Genomic DNA, 16713 nt, shown 5'->3' with positions numbered 1-16713 from the left:
CTGTCTTTTCAGCCAGCACAATAGGGGTGTGGCCAAGGTTTTACGCGCATAACCAGATGTTCTGGCGTTGATTGGGCAGAGTAACCTTTGTGCTCCTGCTTGGCAAAGTGCCAGCGTGTTTTCTGCCATTACAGAAACGGCGCGGGATTGATGGTTTTCTGCCCATGGCGCAACTGAATGAACAGTGTGCCAGAGCCTCCGGAACTGCCCATCTGTCCTATAGGTGCGCCCTTTGTCAAACTCTGGCCCATATCTACGGCCAGTCCGCTCAGGCCCGCCATGATAAAGCGGTAATGGCGGCCGCAATTCAGAATAAGCATTTGCCCATAGGTGCGGAACGGGGCTGCAAAATCCACAGTGCCAGCACAGGGCGCGCGCACGCTGGCGCCGGGGGGGGTGCGATACGTCATACCCGTAGCGGGACCAGATTCGGTGGCAGACCCCCAAGTGGAAATAAGCGTGCCCGCAACGGGCCGCAGGCCAGACCCGGCAGAGGGATGCTCTGCCAGCCCCGGCCCCTGTATTTTTACCATAGCGGCCATTTTGCGTCGTGCAGCTTCTGCCCGCGCGGCCTCATGCGCACGTTCTGCGGCAGCTATTTCCTTTTGCAGGGCAGATTCGGCCTGTGCCTGAAGGGCATCCAGTTTGGAAACAGCATCCTGCAAACTGGCCGCGCGTTGTGTGGCGGCCTGTAGCTGATGCGTGGTGTTCACGGCAGTGGCAGACGCCTGTTTTTGTGCTTCCCGCGCAAGGGCAGCTTGTTGGCGCACGGTATCGCGCTGGTGGCTTTGGGTTTGCTCAAGCTGGTTTAATTCAGCCAGCTTGTTTGTAAGCGTGGTATTTAATGCAGCCAGCCGAGCCTGACGGGCGCGCATGCCTTCGGCTTCCTGCTCCATCTGCCGGGAAAGCCCGCGCAAAACCAAAAAGCCGGTAATGGCATCACCCTGCGGCATGGGGGCAGCCAGCAAGGTATCTGATGGATAAAGGGAAAGACGTTCTGCCAAAGGCAGAATAGGGGCAAGCGCATGCGCATCCTGCACCAAGGCTGCCTGAAGAGATGCCTGCTCCTTTTTCACATCCGAAATCTGATCTTGCAGATCAGCAATTTGTTGTTCTGTGCTTTGAAGTTGCGATGTAGCACTTACTGTTGCAGCAGAAAGTGCAAGCGCACGGTTTTTGGCTTCTGCCGCTGCGGCCTGAGCTGCCTCATTCTGGCTGCGAGATTGCGCAACTGCGGCAGCTTGGCGCGCTTTTTCCTGCTCCATGGCCTCATGCTGTGCATGGGCCGCATTTACGGCAGCCTGTGCTTCGCGCACTGAACGATCGGACATAACGGAAGGTTCTGCGGCCGTTTTGCTTTTGCGCGCATGTGTGCTGCGGGCTTTGCTTTCCCGCGCAGGGGGTTTGGCCGCAGTTTGTATGGCATGATGTGCCGTGGCTGCTTTTTTATGATGTGTGGTTGCAGCCTGTAAGGGCATTGCTGGGTAGCCCGCCAGCAAAGCAGGGGCAGCAACCAGAAGCGCCGTATATCCGGCCAGTTTTCCCCAGTGGGAAGAAGGGCAGACAGGGGAAGAAAAAGGCCGGATACGTTTCATTCAGCGTTCAAGCAGGGAAGAACCCGTCATTTCCGCAGGTTTTGGTAGGTTGAGAAGAGCCAGCAGCGTGGGGGCAATATCTGCCAGCCTGCCGCCATCGCGCAGGGCAGATGCGCCCGAGCCATAGGCAATAAAGGGCACAAGGTTAAGCGTGTGTGATGTATGCGGGCCGCCGGTTTTGGGGTCTTTCATGGTTTCGCAGTTACCATGATCTGCCGTTACCAGCAGCGCGCCATGTTGTTCTGCTATGGCCTGCGCAATGCGGCCCAAACCGGTATCCACAGCTTCCACGGCCTTTACGGCAGCATCTAGCTTGCCAGTATGGCCGACCATATCCGGGTTGGCAAAGTTGAGAACAAGCAAGTCGTATTCACCACTTTTAATGGCCGCTACGGCTTTGCCCGTCAGTTCCGGGGCAGACATTTCCGGCTGAAGATCATAGGTGGCCACTTTGGGGGATGGTACCAGAATACGATCTTCCCCTTCAAACAGCATTTCGCGCCCACCGTTCATGAAGTAGGTGACGTGCGGGTATTTTTCCGTTTCCGCCATACGGATCTGCTTGAGGCCTGCGCGGGAGACAACTTCCCCCAACAGGTTTGTCAGTTCCTCTGGCGGGAACAGAATGGACATGCGTTTGGAAAGCGTATCGCTGTAATGTGTCATGGCCACAGCGGCGGCAAACTGCACAACCTTGCCGCGTGCAAAGCCGTCAAAATCAGGCTCCAGCAGGGCATCCATCAACTGGCGGATGCGGTCTGCGCGGAAGTTGATGGAGAGAATGCCATCTCCATCCTTCATGCCGGTATAGCCTTCCAGCACGGTGGGGATGATGAACTCATCCGAAATATCGGCCTGATAGGCGTTGCTTACCACATCTTCTGGGGTGGCAGCTTTTGGGCCTTCTGCGCTGACAATGGCGTTGTAGGCTTTTTCTACCCGGTCCCACCGTTTGTCGCGGTCCATGGCGTAGTAACGGCCGGAAATGGTGGCGAGTTTTACGGAAGAAGGTAGATCAGCGCGCAGTTTTTCCAAAAACTCCTGTGCGGAGCGTGGGGCCGTATCGCGCCCATCTGTAAACAGGTGGAAGGCCACTGGCACACCAGCTTGGGCAACAATGCGCGCAAGTGCGACAGCATGATCCTGATGGGAATGCACACCACCGGGAGAAACAAGGCCCATCAGGTGGCAGGTGCCGCCGCTTTTTTTCAGCGTGGCAATAAAGTTTTCCATCACCGGGTTACGGGCAAGGCTGCCATCCCGAATGGCGGTGAAAATGCGCGGCAGTTCCTGCATCACCACACGGCCAGCACCAATGTTCAGATGCCCAACTTCGGAATTGCCCATTTGCCCTTCAGGCAGGCCTACATCTTCACCACTGGTGCGCACAAAGCTGTGCGGGCTGTTCTGCCACAGCTTGTCAAAATTGGGGGTGCGGGCAATCTGCACCGCGTTGTCTGACTGATCCTCTCGCCATCCAAACCCATCAAGGATGACAAGCATGACTGGTCTTTTCTGTGGGTGCGATGTGGAGGTCATAGGTTAAGCCTTTTTATGTTTTTTGTTTATGCGTGAATAATGCCACCAAATTGCATGAAGACAAAGAGGGCAAGTGCAGCAGGTGCCCATATGCCCAAACACAAAGGGCAGCCCCAATACTGGAGCTGCCCCTTGTAAAAGCCTTAACACCTAAAAGTTTTCAGGCGCGGCGCACAATGTAGGATTTACCCAGTTCCTGCGTGATAAGGGCAGCGTGTTCTGGGTCTCGCGCTTCTATCATCACTTCCAACTGCGCTGCCTGCACGGAAGGGGCAGCAAACAGGCGCTGGTGCGAAACTTCAATAATATTGCCGCCAGCTTCCCCAATGCTTTTGGAAATATCGGCCAGAACACCGGGGCGATCTGGAATTTCCATAATCAGGCGCAAAATGCGGCCATCACGCAACATGGCGCGCAGCAGGGTGTTGGCCAGAATACGGCTATCAATGTTTCCGCCAGAAACAGGCAGGGCAACCTTTTTACCGCGGAACATATCCGGGTAGGTCAGCAGGGCAGCAAGCCCGGCAGCGCCTGCGCCTTCACTAACCTGCTTGGCGCCTTCAGCCAGCAGAGTAATGGCGTTTTCAATGGCGGATTCAGAAACAACCAGAACCTGGTCAACCAGCTTGCGGATAACTTCATCCGTCTGGCGGCCAATTTGCAGAACGGCAATACCTTCTGCAATGGTGGCGCCACCATTGGGGTGCGTAGCAGGGCCGGGGAAGGCGCAAAGGGAATCATATTTTTCCACCTGCACGCCAATCAGCTTGATATCCGGGCGCATGGCGCGGGCCGCCACGGCGCAGCCAGAAAGCAGGCCACCACCACCAATAGGCACCACCAGCGCATCCAGCGGTCCGGCATCCTGAAAAAGCTCCAGCGCGCAGGTGCCTTGGCCCGCCATCACTGCGGGGTCATCATACGGGTGGATAAAGGTGCGGCCTTCACGCGCTTGCAGGTCTTCTGCAAACATCAGGGCTTCTGCAAAGCTTTCGCCTTCCAGAATAACACGTGCCCCCCAGTTGCGGGTGCGCACCACTTTGCCTGCCGGCGTAAACTTGGGCATGACAATAACGGCATCAATACCCAGCAGGCTGGCATGGCGGGCCACACCCTGCGCATGGTTGCCAGCAGATACGGCAATGACACCACGGCTGCGCTCTTCGGGGGAAAGCAGTGCCAGTTTGTTGGCGGCACCACGCTCCTTGAACGACCCGACAGCCTGAAGATTTTCAAGCTTAAGGGTAATATCAGCCCCGGTTGCTTTGGAAAGCGCGTGGGATGCAATGGTGGGCGTGCGGATCACATTGCCACGGATACGATCTGCCGCGGCTGTGACATCCTCAAACGTGATCATATTAGATGAATTTGACGGAAAGGATTTCGTAAGTCCGATCTCCGCCCGGTGCGGGCACAGAAACGGTATCGCCTTCTTCCTTGCCAATCAGCGCCTTGGCAAGTGGGGAGGAAATGGAAATGCGGTGTTGTTTGATGTCTGCTTCATGCAGGCCAACAATCTGGTACGTAATTTCCTTGTCCGTATCTTCGTCCACAAGGCACACAGTGGCCCCGAACTTGACCTGCTTGCCAGAAAGGGTTGTGGGATCAATAACTTCTGCAGTGGAAATAAGTTCTTCCAGCTCCAGAATACGGCCTTCAATAAAGGACTGTCGTTCCCGAGCTGCGTGATATTCCGCATTTTCAGAAAGATCGCCGTGGCTACGGGCTTCCGCAATGGCGCGGATAACTGCCGGACGTTCTTCTGATTTCAGCTTGCGCAGCTCATCTTCTAGCTGCAGCAGGCCCTTGCCCGTCATTGGAGTTTTCTGCAAGACGCATCCCCAGACTTAAAAAAGCAGCCGGAACCAGCGGGTTCCGGCGCAAAAGTTAAACAGTTACACGGGCAAGGCATAACCTGAAAGCAGGCTGCCACCCGAACATGGCTAAGGGGGCGCGGGCGGGTTATGCCCGCGCCTTTAGCTTAGAATGTTCCACTAAAGTATGACTGAAGTGGCGCAACATCAAGCGGTCCTTCACGCATTGCCGCAATTGCATGAATTGCAGCCCGCGCTCCGGCCATGGTGGTGTAGTGTGGAATACCCAGCACAAGGGCAGAGCGGCGGATATCAAAACTATCTGCCACAGACTGCGCACCCTGTGCCGTGTTGATAACCATCTGCACCTCACCAGAGCGAATGGCATCCACACAATGTGGGCGGCCTTCCAGCACCTTGTTCACAAGGTTCACCTCAATACCGGAATCGCGCAGCTTTTTGGCTGTGCCGCGGGTGGCCATGATACGGAAACCCATGGAAGCCAGCAGGCGGCCCAGCGGCGGCAGCTGGGGTTTGTCACTTTCACGCACGGAAAGGAACACCGTGCCGGAGGTTGGCAGCTTAACGCCAGCCCCAAGCTGGGATTTGGCAAAGGCACGCTCGAAAGATGTATCCAGCCCCATGACTTCACCCGTGGAGCGCATTTCTGGCCCCAGAATGGTGTCTACTTCCGCAAAACGGTTGAAGGGGAATACAGCTTCCTTGACCGCAACGTGCGGCACCACGGCCCGGTCATCCAGATTAAAGCCGGAAAGTTTGGCGCCGGCCATAACGCGCGCACCAATCTTGGCTACCGGCACACCCGTTGCCTTGGCCACAAACGGCACGGTGCGGGATGCGCGTGGGTTCACCTCAAGAACAAAGATTTCCTGATCCTTGATGGCGTACTGCACGTTCATCAGGCCTACAATGCCCAGTTCCCGCGCCATGGCTTCTGTCTGGGCTTTCAGCTCAGTTACAATCGCGGGGGAGAGGGTATAGGGCGGCAGGGCACAAGCACTGTCGCCAGAATGGATACCAGCTTCTTCAATGTGTTCCATCACGCCAGCCACATACACATCCGTGCCGTCTGCAATGCAGTCCACATCCGCTTCAATGGCTTCGTTCAGGTACCGATCAAGCAGGATCGGGCCGGAAGAAATATCGTGCCCGGCCATTGTCAGCACATCGCGCATGTAGCGTTGCAGGCCGTTACGGTCGTACACAATTTCCATGGCGCGGCCACCCAGCACGTAGGATGGGCGCACCACAACCGGGTAGCCAACCTTTTCGGCCACGGCTTCGGCTTCTTCCGGCGTGCGGGCAATGCCGTTTTCTGGCTGACGCAGGCCCAGCTTATGCAGCATGGTCTGGAAGCGTTCACGGTCTTCTGCCCGGTCAATGGCGTCTGCCGGGGTGCCCAGCAGCGGAATACCTGCGGCTTCCAGAGCACGAGAAAGCTTGAGAGGTGTCTGCCCGCCATACTGCACAATGCAGCCCTTAACCGTGCCTTTCTGCTGTTCGCAGCGGATAAGGGAGATCACGTCTTCAGCCGTCAGCGGTTCAAAATACAGACGGTCGGAGGTGTCATAGTCGGTAGAAACCGTTTCCGGGTTACAGTTGACCATGATGGTTTCATAACCAGCTTCACGCAGGGCGTAAGCGGCATGAACACAGCAGTAATCGAACTCGATACCTTGCCCGATACGGTTGGGGCCACCACCCAGAATAACAATCTTTTCTCGGTCTGTCGGGTTGGATTCACAGGTTGGCGGCGCAAATTGCCCTTCGTAAGTGGAATACATATACGGGGTGGAGGATGCGAACTCACCCGCACAGGTATCAATGCGCTTGTAAACCGGCGTAACGTCAGCTTCTGCCCGTAGTTTAGCCACTTCTTCAGGCTGCGTGCCAGACAGGCGGGAAAGCTGCACATCCGAGAAGCCAAGGGCCTTCAGGCGGCGCAGGCTCTGGGCATCCTTCGGCAGGCCGTGATTTTCCACTTCCCGTTCTGCGTGAATGATTTTTTCCATTTCACGCAGGAACCAGGGCTCAAACTTGCAGGCTTCGTGAATGTCATCCACAGAAAGGCCCGCACGCAGTGCCTGTGCAGCCATAAGGATGCGTTCCGGCTTGGGCTGGGAAAGAGCCGCGCGGAAGGCATCTTCTCCACCATCGCCGGGCTGTTCCACTGGGTCCAGCCCGTGCAGGCCGGTTTCCATGGAGCGCAGGCCCTTCTGCAAGGCTTCGGGGAAGGAGCGGCCAATAGCCATGGCTTCCCCAACCGATTTCATGGAGGTGGAAAGCAGAGCCGGTGCGCCGGGGAACTTTTCAAACGTAAAGCGCGGAATCTTCACCACCACATAGTCAATGGTGGGTTCGAAGGAAGCCGGGGTAGTGCGCGTGATGTCGTTTTTAAGCTCATCCAGCGTGTAGCCAACGGCCAGCTTGGCAGCCACTTTGGCAATAGGGAAGCCCGTAGCCTTGGAAGCCAGCGCAGAGGAGCGGGACACGCGGGGGTTCATTTCAATAACCACCATGCGGCCATCTTTGGGGTTCACCCCAAACTGCACGTTGGAACCACCCGTTTCCACGCCAATGGCCCGCAGGCAGGCAATGGAGGCATCACGCATGCGCTGATATTCTTTATCTGTCAGCGTGAGTGCCGGGGCAACGGTAATGGAATCACCCGTATGCACACCCATGGGGTCAATATTTTCAATGGAGCAGATGATAATGCAGTTGTCCGCCTTATCGCGCACAACTTCCATTTCATACTCTTTCCAGCCCAGCACGGATTCTTCCACCAGCACTTCCGTGGTGGGGGAGGCATCTAGCCCGGAAAGCACGATCTGGTCGAACTCTTCACGGTTATAGGCAATGCCACCGCCGGAACCACCCATGGTGAAGGATGGGCGGATAATGGAGGGAAAGCCAATCTGCTTAAGTGCATCGTGCGCTTCTGCCAGCGTGTGGGCAATAAAGCTGCGCGGGCTTTCAATGCCAATGGCATCCATGGTTTCGCGGAACTTCTGGCGGTCTTCCGCCCGGTCAATCACTTCGGCGTCTGCGCCAATCAGTTCCACGTTGTGCTTGGTTAAAAAGCCTGAAGCATGCAGCGCCATGGCGGTGTTCAGCGCTGTCTGGCCACCCATGGTGGGCAGCACGGCATCTGGCTTTTCCTTAAGGATAATGCGTTCCACCACTTCCGGCGTAATGGGTTCCACATAGGTGGCGTCCGCAAGGCCGGGGTCTGTCATAATGGTGGCTGGGTTGGAGTTTACCAGAATAACCCGGTAGCCTTCTTCCCGCAGGGCCTTACAGGCCTGTGCGCCAGAGTAATCGAACTCGCACGCCTGCCCGATAACAATGGGGCCAGCGCCGATGATGAGGATGGAGCGGATGTCTGTCCGTTTGGGCATGATACGTTCGTTCCCGTTATTTCTTGGCGCTGTTAAGGTCGATCAGGGTGACAAAGCGTTTGAACAGATAGAAGCTGTCAGACGGGCCGGGGCTGGCTTCGGGGTGATACTGCACGGAAAACGCCGGATACTTGTCTGATGCCAAGCCTTCGTTTGATCCATCAAACAGGCTGACATGCGTCACATGGGTATCGGCAGGCAGAGTATCGGCATCCACGGCGAACCCGTGGTTCTGGCTGGTAATTTCCACCCGTTTGGTGGCCAGATCCTGCACCGGCTGGTTGGCCCCGCGGTGGCCGCGTTCCATCTTATATGTTTTTGCACCCAGCGCACGGGCCAGAAGCTGATGGCCAAGGCAGATGCCAAACAGTGGCACACCAGCATCCAGCACAGCTTTAATGGCGGGCACGGCATATGTGGCAGTTGCTGCCGGATCTCCCGGGCCGTTGGAAAGGAAGACGCCTTCTGGCTTAAGAGCCAGAATTTCTTCACCCGTGGTGGTGGCGGGCACAACGGTTACGTCGCATCCAGCGGCCACAAGGCAGCGCAGGATGTTACGTTTTGCGCCGTAATCTACAGCCACAACCTTGCGGCGGTTTGTGGGGGCTTCCTTGCTGCCTTTGGGCCATTCCCACACGCTTTCTGTCCACGCATATGGGGTAGAGCAGGTAACTTCCTTGGCAAGATCCATGCCTTCAAGGCCGGGCCATGCTTTGGCTTCTGCCAAAACGGCATCCAGATCAAATTTGCCATCCTGCGGGAAAACCAGCGCGGCCGTTTGCGCACCCTTGTCACGGATTTTCAGGGTGAGGGAGCGGGTATCCACACCGGCAATGCCGGAAACGCCGCGTTCCTTCAGCCACGTATCAAGGCTTTCTGTTGCGCGCCAGTTGGCCGGTGCTGTGGGGTCTTCCTTCACCACAAGGCCGCGGGCAAATACTTTTGCGGCTTCATCATCTTCGGCATTCGCGCCCACATTCCCGATATGGGGGAAGGTGAAGGTAATGATCTGCCCGGCAAAAGATGGGTCCGTTAGAGTCTCTTGATACCCGGTCATGCCGGTTGAAAAGCAGATTTCGCCAATGGAGGGTTTGGAGGTAAAAGCGCCAAAGCCTTTCCCCCACAATACGGTTCCATCTGCGAGAACAAGCGCGGCGGTGGCGCCTTCGAGGCGGGCGTCGGGCATGGATGATCCTGTCTTGCTATCTCCCGCATGGGGGGAGGGTCGGTCTGTCGGAATGGGCTGGAGGTCTTCCAGGGAAAGGCCGGTGGCCTGCGCAATAACTGGCCAGTGGCGGGGCGGAATAGCCTGCGCCTGCCGCCATTTGCGGATGGCTTCTGTGCCAACGCCTGTCAGCTTGGCTGTGGCATCTGGGCCGCCAATCCGGGCGATAATGGTATCTATGGACAAGGGCATGTGCGTGCTTGTGCCTCCCGAAGCCGTCTTTTAGCACTCGATTTCCAAGGTGGGAAGAAATTTCCCACCCGCAAGATGAGGTGGTGAAAAAGGGTGGGAAGTTTTTTCCCGCAGTGTTGCATACGTGCCGCGCAGGGCGGGGTGGCACTTTAATTTCCTGCCTGAATGTTTTTTTTACGAAACCCGGTGATAAGGTGCGCCCGATTGCAGCACAGAAAGAGCGGAGCATATGGAAATGACATTACGTGAACGCCTGATGGCAGACCTGAAAACAGCCATGAAAGCAGGCGAAAGCGCCCGTGTGGCCACAATCCGGATGATTACGGCTAAGCTGAAAGATGTGGAAATTGCAGGCCGCGCCAAAGGGCAGGAAGGCCTGAATGAAAACGAAGCCATTGCCGCCCTGCGCGGAATGGTAAAGTCCCGCACGGAATCTGCTGGCATGTACCGTGATGGCGGCCGCCCTGAACTGGCGGAAAAGGAAGAAGCAGAAATTAATGTCATCCGTGGTTATCTGCCGCCAGAAATGGATGAAGCTTCCCTGAAGGCTGCGGTGGATGAAGCCGTTTCTGCCGTAAAGGCCGAAAGCCTGAAGGATATGGGCAAGGTGATGGCTGAACTGAAAAACAAGTTCGGCGTGGCGCTGGATATGGGCAAAGCCAGTGCTGCTGTCAAAGCGCGTCTGGGCTAAGCGTTTTTTAAACGTCATATTGCAGAAATAAGTATCGGCCCGATCTGGGGTGGCTTTGTGCCGCTCGGTCGGGCCGCTTGATGAAACGGACAGTCAATGGCGATTGATTCAGCTTTTCTGGATGAATTGCGGGCCCGCACGCCCATTGCGTCCGTTATCGGGCGCAGGGTCAAGCTGGCCCGCTCCGGGCGGAACTGGAAAGGGTGTTGCCCTTTTCACGGTGAAAAAACGCCTTCCTTTTACGTATATGATGATCATTTCCATTGCTTTGGCTGCGGCGTGCATGGAGATGTCATCTCCTTTGTCATGCAGATGGAAGGCAAGAACTTCCCTGAAGCTGTAGAGGAATTAGCCTCCAGCGCAGGCATGGAAGTGCCAAAGGATACGCGCCGCACGCAGGAAGAAGTGGCGCATGTGCGCTCGCTGGAAGATGTGCTGGCAGCTACGCAGGAAATCTGGTCCCGCGCTTTATACAAGCCGGAAGGGCGCGCCGGGCTGGATTACCTGCTGGGGCGCGGCCTCACGCGGGAAACGCTGGAAACCTTTGGCTTGGGTTGGGCGAGCGAGCGGCGGGGAGAACTGGTTTCTGCCCTCGCGCCCAAAGGTATTACGCCCGAGATGATGGCTGAAGCCGGCCTGATGCGGGTGGATGAGCACGGCCACCCCAAGGGTGAGTTGTTCTGGGGGCGTGTCACTTTCCCCATCCAGGATCGTAAAGGGCGGCTGGTTTCCTTTGGTGGGCGTATTCTGGGTGATGGGCAGCCCAAATACCTTAATGGGCCGGAAACCCCTGTTTTTTCCAAACGGCGGCTGTTGTTCGGGCTGGATCGTGCCCGCGCTGCTGTGCGTGCGCCGCGGCCCAAAGGTGTGTTGGCGCCGGATCTGGTGGTGGTGGAAGGGTATATGGATGTTATTGCCCTGCATCAGGCCGGTTTTACGGGGGCTGTGGCCCCGCTGGGCACAGCGTTAACGCCTGAACAGCTAGAGGCGCTCTGGCAGGTCGATCGTGCACCCATTCTGTGTTTTGATGGGGATGCAGCCGGGCGCAGGGCCGCAGTTAAAGCGGCGGAAACCGGGCTGCCGCTGCTCAAGCAGGATTACTCCCTGCGCATTTGTCTCCTGCCAGATGGAGAAGATCCAGATAGTCTGGTGCGCACACGCGGGCAGCAGGCTGTGGCGGAGATGTTTGCTGCAGCACAGCCTTTATCTGAGGTGCTGTTCGATCTGCTGAGCGCAGGCATCAACAATCCGGGGCCGGAAGAGCGCGCAGCTCTGCGGCGTAGGCTGACGGAAGTTGCCGCCCTTATTCCAGATAAAATGCTGGCGTCTGAATATCGCTCCACATTGCTGGATCGGTTTTTTACAACCTTCCGGCGTGGCGGTGGCGGCAAATGGAACGGGCCGCAGGGGCGTAAAGCCAATGTGCCGGCTTCGGTGCCCGGTGCCGTGCCAGTTAACATGGATCAAGCGCGAGAGCGCCAGCGCCTGATGCTGGAGTTGCTGCTGTTTCATCCTGTGTTGGTGCCGGAGGTGGAGGAAGCTCTGTGCCGGCTGGATTTGCCAGAAGAATTTGCCGAGGTGCGCGCCCTGTTGCTGGATCTTTCTGCCGAGGGTGAGTTGCCAGACAATGCTGCGGCATTATATGCATGGTTACAGGCGGAAGGGGCGGAGGAAACCATTCGCGCTGTCATGCGTGAAAGCTACTCTGCGATGTCGGAAAGTGATGCAGAAGACCCGGCACACACTGTTGCGGCAAGAACACAGTGGTGGCATTTTTATGGTTTGCTCTACGGGCCGCAATTTATTCAGGAAGTAAATCGTGAGATTGCGCGTTTTGTTGAAAAAGGCGGAGATTCCGCTGAATGGCAACGGTTACAGGCGCGGCTAGAGGCAATGGAGCGCCTGAAACGCGGCGGTGTGGACGACACCGAGCTATAAGACAACAAATGTGTTCAGGGCGTGTTCCCCTTGACTTCACGCGCAGGATATCCCACGTCCTGCCCGCCCTGAAAAGAGAGCAGTACATAGTAAACTGGTCGTTCTGCATTCTGTTCGGATGCGGGCGGGGAGGAGCAGGTCTGGCATGGCGACAAAAACGGCATCAACCAACGCAGCGCAGGAACAGGATGGTGATACCACCCTGCTTGATACGCGGTCTTCTGCAGTCAAAAAACTGATTGCCAAAGGGCGTGAGCGCGGGTGCATCACGTTTGATGAGCTCAATGCCGTTCTCCCGCAGGACAAAATGTCTTCTGAACAGATTGAAGACATTATGGCCGTGCTGTCTGAAATGGGTATTCAGGTTGTCGAAAACGAAGATAACGACAACGAAGAGGCTGAACCCAAAAAAGCCGCCGCTGAAAGCGAAGATGCAGAGGAAGAAGCAGAGACCGAAGCCGAAGCTGAATCCGAAAGCCCAACCGGTAACGTAAATGCCGAAAGCGTAGGCCGTACGGATGACCCCGTGCGTATGTATCTGCGCGAAATGGGCACGGTGGAACTGCTCTCCCGCGAGGGCGAAATTGCCATTGCCAAACGGATTGAGGCTGGCCGGGATGAAATGATTGGCGGCTTGTGTGAAAGCCCGCTGACATTCCGCGCCATCATCTCCTGGCATGAGATGATCCGTAACAATGAAATGCTGCTGCGTGACATTGTGGATCTGGAAGCCATGCAAAGTGGCGGCAACCCGTTGGAAGAAGGCGGAGACGGCACGTTTAGCGAAGCCGAATCTGATTCTGATGCGGAAGAAACAGAAGAACCCGAAAATGAGGGCGAAGGCGATATTGAAAGCGAAGGCAGCGGCCTTTCCCTTTCTGCGCTGGAAGAAAAGCTCAAGCCTGAAATTCTGGCACATTTTGATGAAATTGAGCCGCTTTATGCCGAACTGCGCAAGTTGCAGGTGCAGCGGATTGAAGCCCTGACATCTGGTGAAGATGTTGATGGCAATTTTGAAGAAAACTACGTTGCCCTGCGCGAAAAACTGGTGGGCAAGGTAGAGCAGGTTCACCTGCATAATAACCGGATTGAAGATCTGGTAGCCCAGCTTAAGCAGATGTTCCAGAAGCTGAACATGCTGGAAGGGCGTATGCTGCGTCTGGCAGAAAGCTGCCGTGTCTCGCGTGAAGATTTCTTGCTGAAATACCGTGGCCGTGAGCTTGATCCGGGCTGGATGGACATGGTTTCCGGCCTGTCTGGTCGTTCATGGAAGAACTTTGTGGCCAAGCACGCCAATACGGTGGTGGGGCTGCGTGATCAGGTTGCACAGCTGGCGCAGGAAACGGGTTTGCCGATTGGTGAATTCCGCCGTGTATATGCAACGGTAGCCCGTGGCGAGCGTGATTCTGCCCGCGCTAAAAAGGAAATGATTGAAGCCAACCTGCGGCTGGTTATTTCCATTGCCAAAAAATATACCAACCGCGGCCTTCAGTTCCTTGATCTGATTCAGGAAGGCAATATCGGCCTGATGAAGGCGGTGGATAAGTTTGAATACCGCCGTGGCTATAAGTTCTCCACCTATGCAACGTGGTGGATCAGGCAGGCTATTACGCGCTCCATTGCGGATCAGGCTCGTACAATCCGTATTCCGGTGCATATGATCGAAACGATCAACAAGCTGGTGCGTACTTCCCGCCAGATGCTGCATGAAATCGGGCGCGAACCTGCGCCGGAAGAACTGGCTGAAAAGCTGGGTATGCCGCTGGAAAAAGTGCGCAAGGTACTGAAAATTGCCAAGGAGCCCATCTCCCTCGAAACCCCGATCGGGGATGAGGAAGATAGCCATCTGGGTGATTTCATCGAGGATAAAACAGCTATTATCCCGCTGGATGCCGCTATTCAGACCAACCTGCGTGAAGCCACAACCCGTGTTCTGGCTTCTCTTACCCCGCGTGAAGAACGCGTGCTGCGTATGCGCTTTGGTATTGGTATGAACACCGACCATACGCTGGAAGAAGTTGGCCAGCAGTTTAACGTAACGCGTGAACGTATCCGCCAGATTGAAGCCAAGGCTCTGCGTAAGCTCAAACATCCAAGCCGTAGCCGTAAGCTGCGTTCCTTCCTGGATGATAACTGATCTAAACTTTAACGCCGAATCCACAACGCGCATGAAGGTGATTGTGACCTTCATGCGCATGTTTTCTCCGCCGCCGCACGCACCTCTGGTGTTGCCAGAAGGGTGGCATGTGCAGGAGCATCTTCGGCCCGATGTGGCTGGGTATCGGCTTTTGCAGGATCGGGTTGGGCGAGACTATTGCTGGTGGATGCGGCAGGCGGCATCAGATGCCACTTTGGCGCGTTTTTTGGAAACAGCGCCTGTCAACATCGGCCTGTTGCGGCAAAAGCAGCAGATCCGTGGTTTTTTCGAGCTGGATCTGGCAGACCCGCAATCTGTAAACCTTTCTTATTTTGGTCTTTTTCCTGATGCGATTGGCCAAGGGGTGGGGCGCGCTTTTCTGGATAATGTGCTGCGTTTGGCATGGCAGGGCGGCCCTCAATCTGTGCGCGTCAACACCTGTACGGCAGATCATCCGCGGGCGTTGGCTTTGTATCAGCAGGCAGGCTTCAAGATTATGCGGCGCGTGCAAGAGGTATGGGATGTGCCAGATCGGCTGGGCATTCCCGTTCCTCAGCATCTGCGTGTATGAATCTCTCTTGCTTTTGCTGCGTAAATATGATTGAGACTGCTCTTTCCCTGCCGGGTTCATGGCATTGGCCCGGCTATACCCGCAGCTTCAGATTTTAAAACTCTGTGGCACCGTAGGCCGGAAGGGTTCGGCACGGGTGGGTTGATTGTATCCGAAGGGAGTCAACATGCCACTTTATGAAACCGTGCTGATTGCGCGGAATGATATTTCCCAGCAGCAGGTGGATGCCATTCTTGATGGTATTGCCGCCCAGATCGAAGCCGATGGCGGTGCCGTGCGCAAGCGCGAGTACTGGGGCCTGCGCAGCCTTGCCTATCGTATCAAAAAGAACCGCAAGGGCCACTACGCTCTTCTGGGTCTGGAAGCACGTTCTGAACTGGTGAAAGAAATTGAACGCCAGCTCGCTCTGAACGAAGACGTTCTGCGTCTGCTGACACTGCGCGTTGAAGAAATCGACGAAACTCCGTCTCCGGTTCTGTCCCGCAAGGGTGATGACCGTGGTGACCGTGGCGGCTTCCGTGGTCCTAAGCAGGCCGGTGGTCGTTTCGAAAGTGGCCGTGGCCGTCGCAGCGGTGGTGAAGACCGCAGCAACGCTGAACAGCCAGCTGACAACGCAGCAGCGGAGTAATCCAGAATGTCTGATACAATGGAAGTAAACCCCGCCGCCCGTCGCCCGGCCGTGGGTGCGCGTCGTCCGTTCTACCGTCGTCGCAAGTCTTGCCCGTTCTCCGGTCCCAACGCGCCGAAGATCGATTATAAAGACGTGCGTCTGCTCAGCCGCTTCCTGTCCGAACGTGGCAAGATCGTGCCGAGCCGCATCACGGCGGTTTCCGCAAAGAAGCAGCGTGAACTGGCACAGGCTATCAAGCGTGCCCGCTTCCTGGCTCTGCTTCCCTACGTTGTAAGCTGAGGGAGCGATCAATGGCTGCTACAGAAGTAATCCTGCTTCAGCGCGTCGAACATCTGGGTCAGATGGGCGATGTGGTGAAGGTACGTCCGGGTTTTGCCCGTAACTATCTGCTGCCACAGGGCAAGGCTATTCGTGCGAACGATGCCAACCGTGCCCGTTTTGAGCGTGAACGCGCTCAGCTGGAAGCACAGAACATCAAGCGTCGTGAAGAAGCTGAACGTCTGTCCGAACGGATGGAAGGTCTGGCTGTCATCCTGATCCGTCAGGCTGGTGATAGCGGCAGCCTGTATGGTTCCGTCAGCACGCGTGACGTTGCGCAGGCTGTTACGGAAGCAGGCTTCACCATTTCCCGCCAGCAGGTTTTCCTTGCACACCCCATTAAGTCTCTGGGGCTGTATGAAGTGAAAATCGCGCTGCACCCGGAAGTGGTTGTGCCGGTTATCGTTAACGTGGCGCGTTCTGAAGAAGAAGCAGAACGTCAGGCACGTGGCGAAGCAGCTTCTCCTGAAGAAGAAGCTGAAATTGCTGGTGATGATGCCGTTGTTGAAGGCGAACTCATTACCGACCCAGCAGAAATTGCTGAAGCAGAAGCAGCACCGGCAGAAGCTAACGCTTAATTTGCCGTTTGCATTTTCATGCGGAAGAAGCCCGGAAAATTCTTTTCCGGGCTTTTTTTTTG

General features: G+C 56.2%; 13 protein-coding genes. 7 read left to right on the top strand and 6 right to left on the bottom strand.

The window, feature by feature from the left end; translation table 11 throughout:
• Positions 1-128: 128 nt before the first annotated feature.
• From QQM41_RS01235 to carA, 6 genes are all read right to left on the bottom strand, one after another.
• Entirely contained in the window at positions 129-1595 is a 1467-nt protein-coding gene (locus tag QQM41_RS01235; protein WP_339077513.1) for a peptidoglycan DD-metalloendopeptidase family protein, read from the bottom strand.
• Complete coding sequence (gene gpmI / locus QQM41_RS01230) at positions 1596-3134, bottom strand: 2,3-bisphosphoglycerate-independent phosphoglycerate mutase (protein ID WP_339077512.1); 1539 nt, start codon at positions 3132-3134, stop codon at positions 1596-1598.
• Positions 3135-3294: 160 nt separating this feature from the next.
• On the bottom strand, positions 3295-4491 hold the full coding sequence (locus QQM41_RS01225; protein WP_087651388.1) for a threonine ammonia-lyase: 1197 nt from the start codon (positions 4489-4491) through the stop codon (positions 3295-3297).
• Position 4492: 1 nt separating this feature from the next.
• The gene (gene greA, locus QQM41_RS01220; RefSeq protein ID WP_080986776.1) at positions 4493-4966 is read right to left on the bottom strand and encodes a transcription elongation factor GreA; all 474 of its coding nucleotides are present in this window, start codon (positions 4964-4966) and stop codon (positions 4493-4495) included.
• 149 nt (positions 4967-5115) lie between these two features.
• Entirely contained in the window at positions 5116-8370 is a 3255-nt protein-coding gene (carB, locus tag QQM41_RS01215) for a carbamoyl-phosphate synthase large subunit (protein ID WP_050819592.1), read from the bottom strand.
• A 16-nt stretch (positions 8371-8386) separates the two neighbouring features.
• Entirely contained in the window at positions 8387-9787 is a 1401-nt protein-coding gene (carA, locus tag QQM41_RS01210; RefSeq protein ID WP_339077511.1) for a glutamine-hydrolyzing carbamoyl-phosphate synthase small subunit, read from the bottom strand.
• Between the two features lie 235 nt (positions 9788-10022).
• Here carA and QQM41_RS01205 point away from each other — a divergent pair, with 235 nt between their 5' ends.
• The 7 genes from QQM41_RS01205 to rplI all read left to right on the top strand — a co-directional run bounded on the left by QQM41_RS01205 (position 10023) and on the right by rplI (position 16651).
• Complete coding sequence (locus QQM41_RS01205; RefSeq protein WP_128106190.1) at positions 10023-10478, top strand: GatB/YqeY domain-containing protein; 456 nt, start codon at positions 10023-10025, stop codon at positions 10476-10478.
• Between the two features lie 96 nt (positions 10479-10574).
• Complete coding sequence (gene dnaG, locus QQM41_RS01200; RefSeq protein WP_339077510.1) at positions 10575-12416, top strand: DNA primase; 1842 nt, start codon at positions 10575-10577, stop codon at positions 12414-12416.
• A gap of 145 nt (positions 12417-12561) precedes the next feature.
• A complete protein-coding gene (gene rpoD, locus QQM41_RS01195) occupies positions 12562-14553 on the top strand; it encodes an RNA polymerase sigma factor RpoD (protein ID WP_128105150.1) in 1992 nt (663 codons plus the stop codon).
• Complete coding sequence (locus tag QQM41_RS01190) at positions 14543-15124, top strand: GNAT family N-acetyltransferase (RefSeq protein ID WP_339077509.1); 582 nt, start codon at positions 14543-14545, stop codon at positions 15122-15124. Before rpoD ends, QQM41_RS01190 begins: the two co-directional genes overlap by 11 nt.
• A gap of 166 nt (positions 15125-15290) precedes the next feature.
• Positions 15291-15752: a 30S ribosomal protein S6 gene (rpsF, locus tag QQM41_RS01185; RefSeq protein ID WP_050819597.1), complete on the top strand. Its 462-nt coding sequence runs from the start codon at positions 15291-15293 to the stop codon at positions 15750-15752.
• A 6-nt stretch (positions 15753-15758) separates the two neighbouring features.
• On the top strand, positions 15759-16034 hold the full coding sequence (gene rpsR / locus QQM41_RS01180; RefSeq protein WP_003622836.1) for a 30S ribosomal protein S18: 276 nt from the start codon (positions 15759-15761) through the stop codon (positions 16032-16034).
• 11 nt (positions 16035-16045) lie between these two features.
• On the top strand, positions 16046-16651 hold the full coding sequence (gene rplI / locus QQM41_RS01175) for a 50S ribosomal protein L9 (RefSeq protein WP_087651385.1): 606 nt from the start codon (positions 16046-16048) through the stop codon (positions 16649-16651).
• The last annotated feature ends 62 nt before the right edge of the window (positions 16652-16713 follow it).

The organism is Acetobacter sp. AC2005 (genome assembly GCF_037901235.1).
GTDB lineage: Bacteria > Pseudomonadota > Alphaproteobacteria > Acetobacterales > Acetobacteraceae > Acetobacter > Acetobacter oryzoeni.
This window is presented reverse-complemented; position numbering and strand designations above follow the sequence as displayed.

What these genes read in the sequence shown, in the direction of transcription:
- QQM41_RS01205 (WP_128106190.1), top strand. Translation starts at nt 10,023, where the DNA reads ATGACATTACGTGAACGCCTGATGGCAGACCTGAAAACAGCCATGAAA.
- rpsF (WP_050819597.1), top strand. Translation starts at nt 15,291, where the DNA reads ATGCCACTTTATGAAACCGTGCTGATTGCGCGGAATGATATTTCCCAG.
- dnaG (WP_339077510.1), top strand. Translation starts at nt 10,575, where the DNA reads ATGGCGATTGATTCAGCTTTTCTGGATGAATTGCGGGCCCGCACGCCC.
- carB (WP_050819592.1), bottom strand. Translation starts at nt 8,370, where the DNA reads ATGCCCAAACGGACAGACATCCGCTCCATCCTCATCATCGGCGCTGGC.
- rpsR (WP_003622836.1), top strand. Translation starts at nt 15,759, where the DNA reads ATGTCTGATACAATGGAAGTAAACCCCGCCGCCCGTCGCCCGGCCGTG.
- gpmI (WP_339077512.1), bottom strand. Translation starts at nt 3,134, where the DNA reads ATGACCTCCACATCGCACCCACAGAAAAGACCAGTCATGCTTGTCATC.
- QQM41_RS01235 (WP_339077513.1), bottom strand. Translation starts at nt 1,595, where the DNA reads ATGAAACGTATCCGGCCTTTTTCTTCCCCTGTCTGCCCTTCTTCCCAC.
- carA (WP_339077511.1), bottom strand. Translation starts at nt 9,787, where the DNA reads ATGCCCTTGTCCATAGATACCATTATCGCCCGGATTGGCGGCCCAGAT.
- rplI (WP_087651385.1), top strand. Translation starts at nt 16,046, where the DNA reads ATGGCTGCTACAGAAGTAATCCTGCTTCAGCGCGTCGAACATCTGGGT.
- rpoD (WP_128105150.1), top strand. Translation starts at nt 12,562, where the DNA reads ATGGCGACAAAAACGGCATCAACCAACGCAGCGCAGGAACAGGATGGT.
- QQM41_RS01190 (WP_339077509.1), top strand. Translation starts at nt 14,543, where the DNA reads ATGATAACTGATCTAAACTTTAACGCCGAATCCACAACGCGCATGAAG.
- QQM41_RS01225 (WP_087651388.1), bottom strand. Translation starts at nt 4,491, where the DNA reads ATGATCACGTTTGAGGATGTCACAGCCGCGGCAGATCGTATCCGTGGC.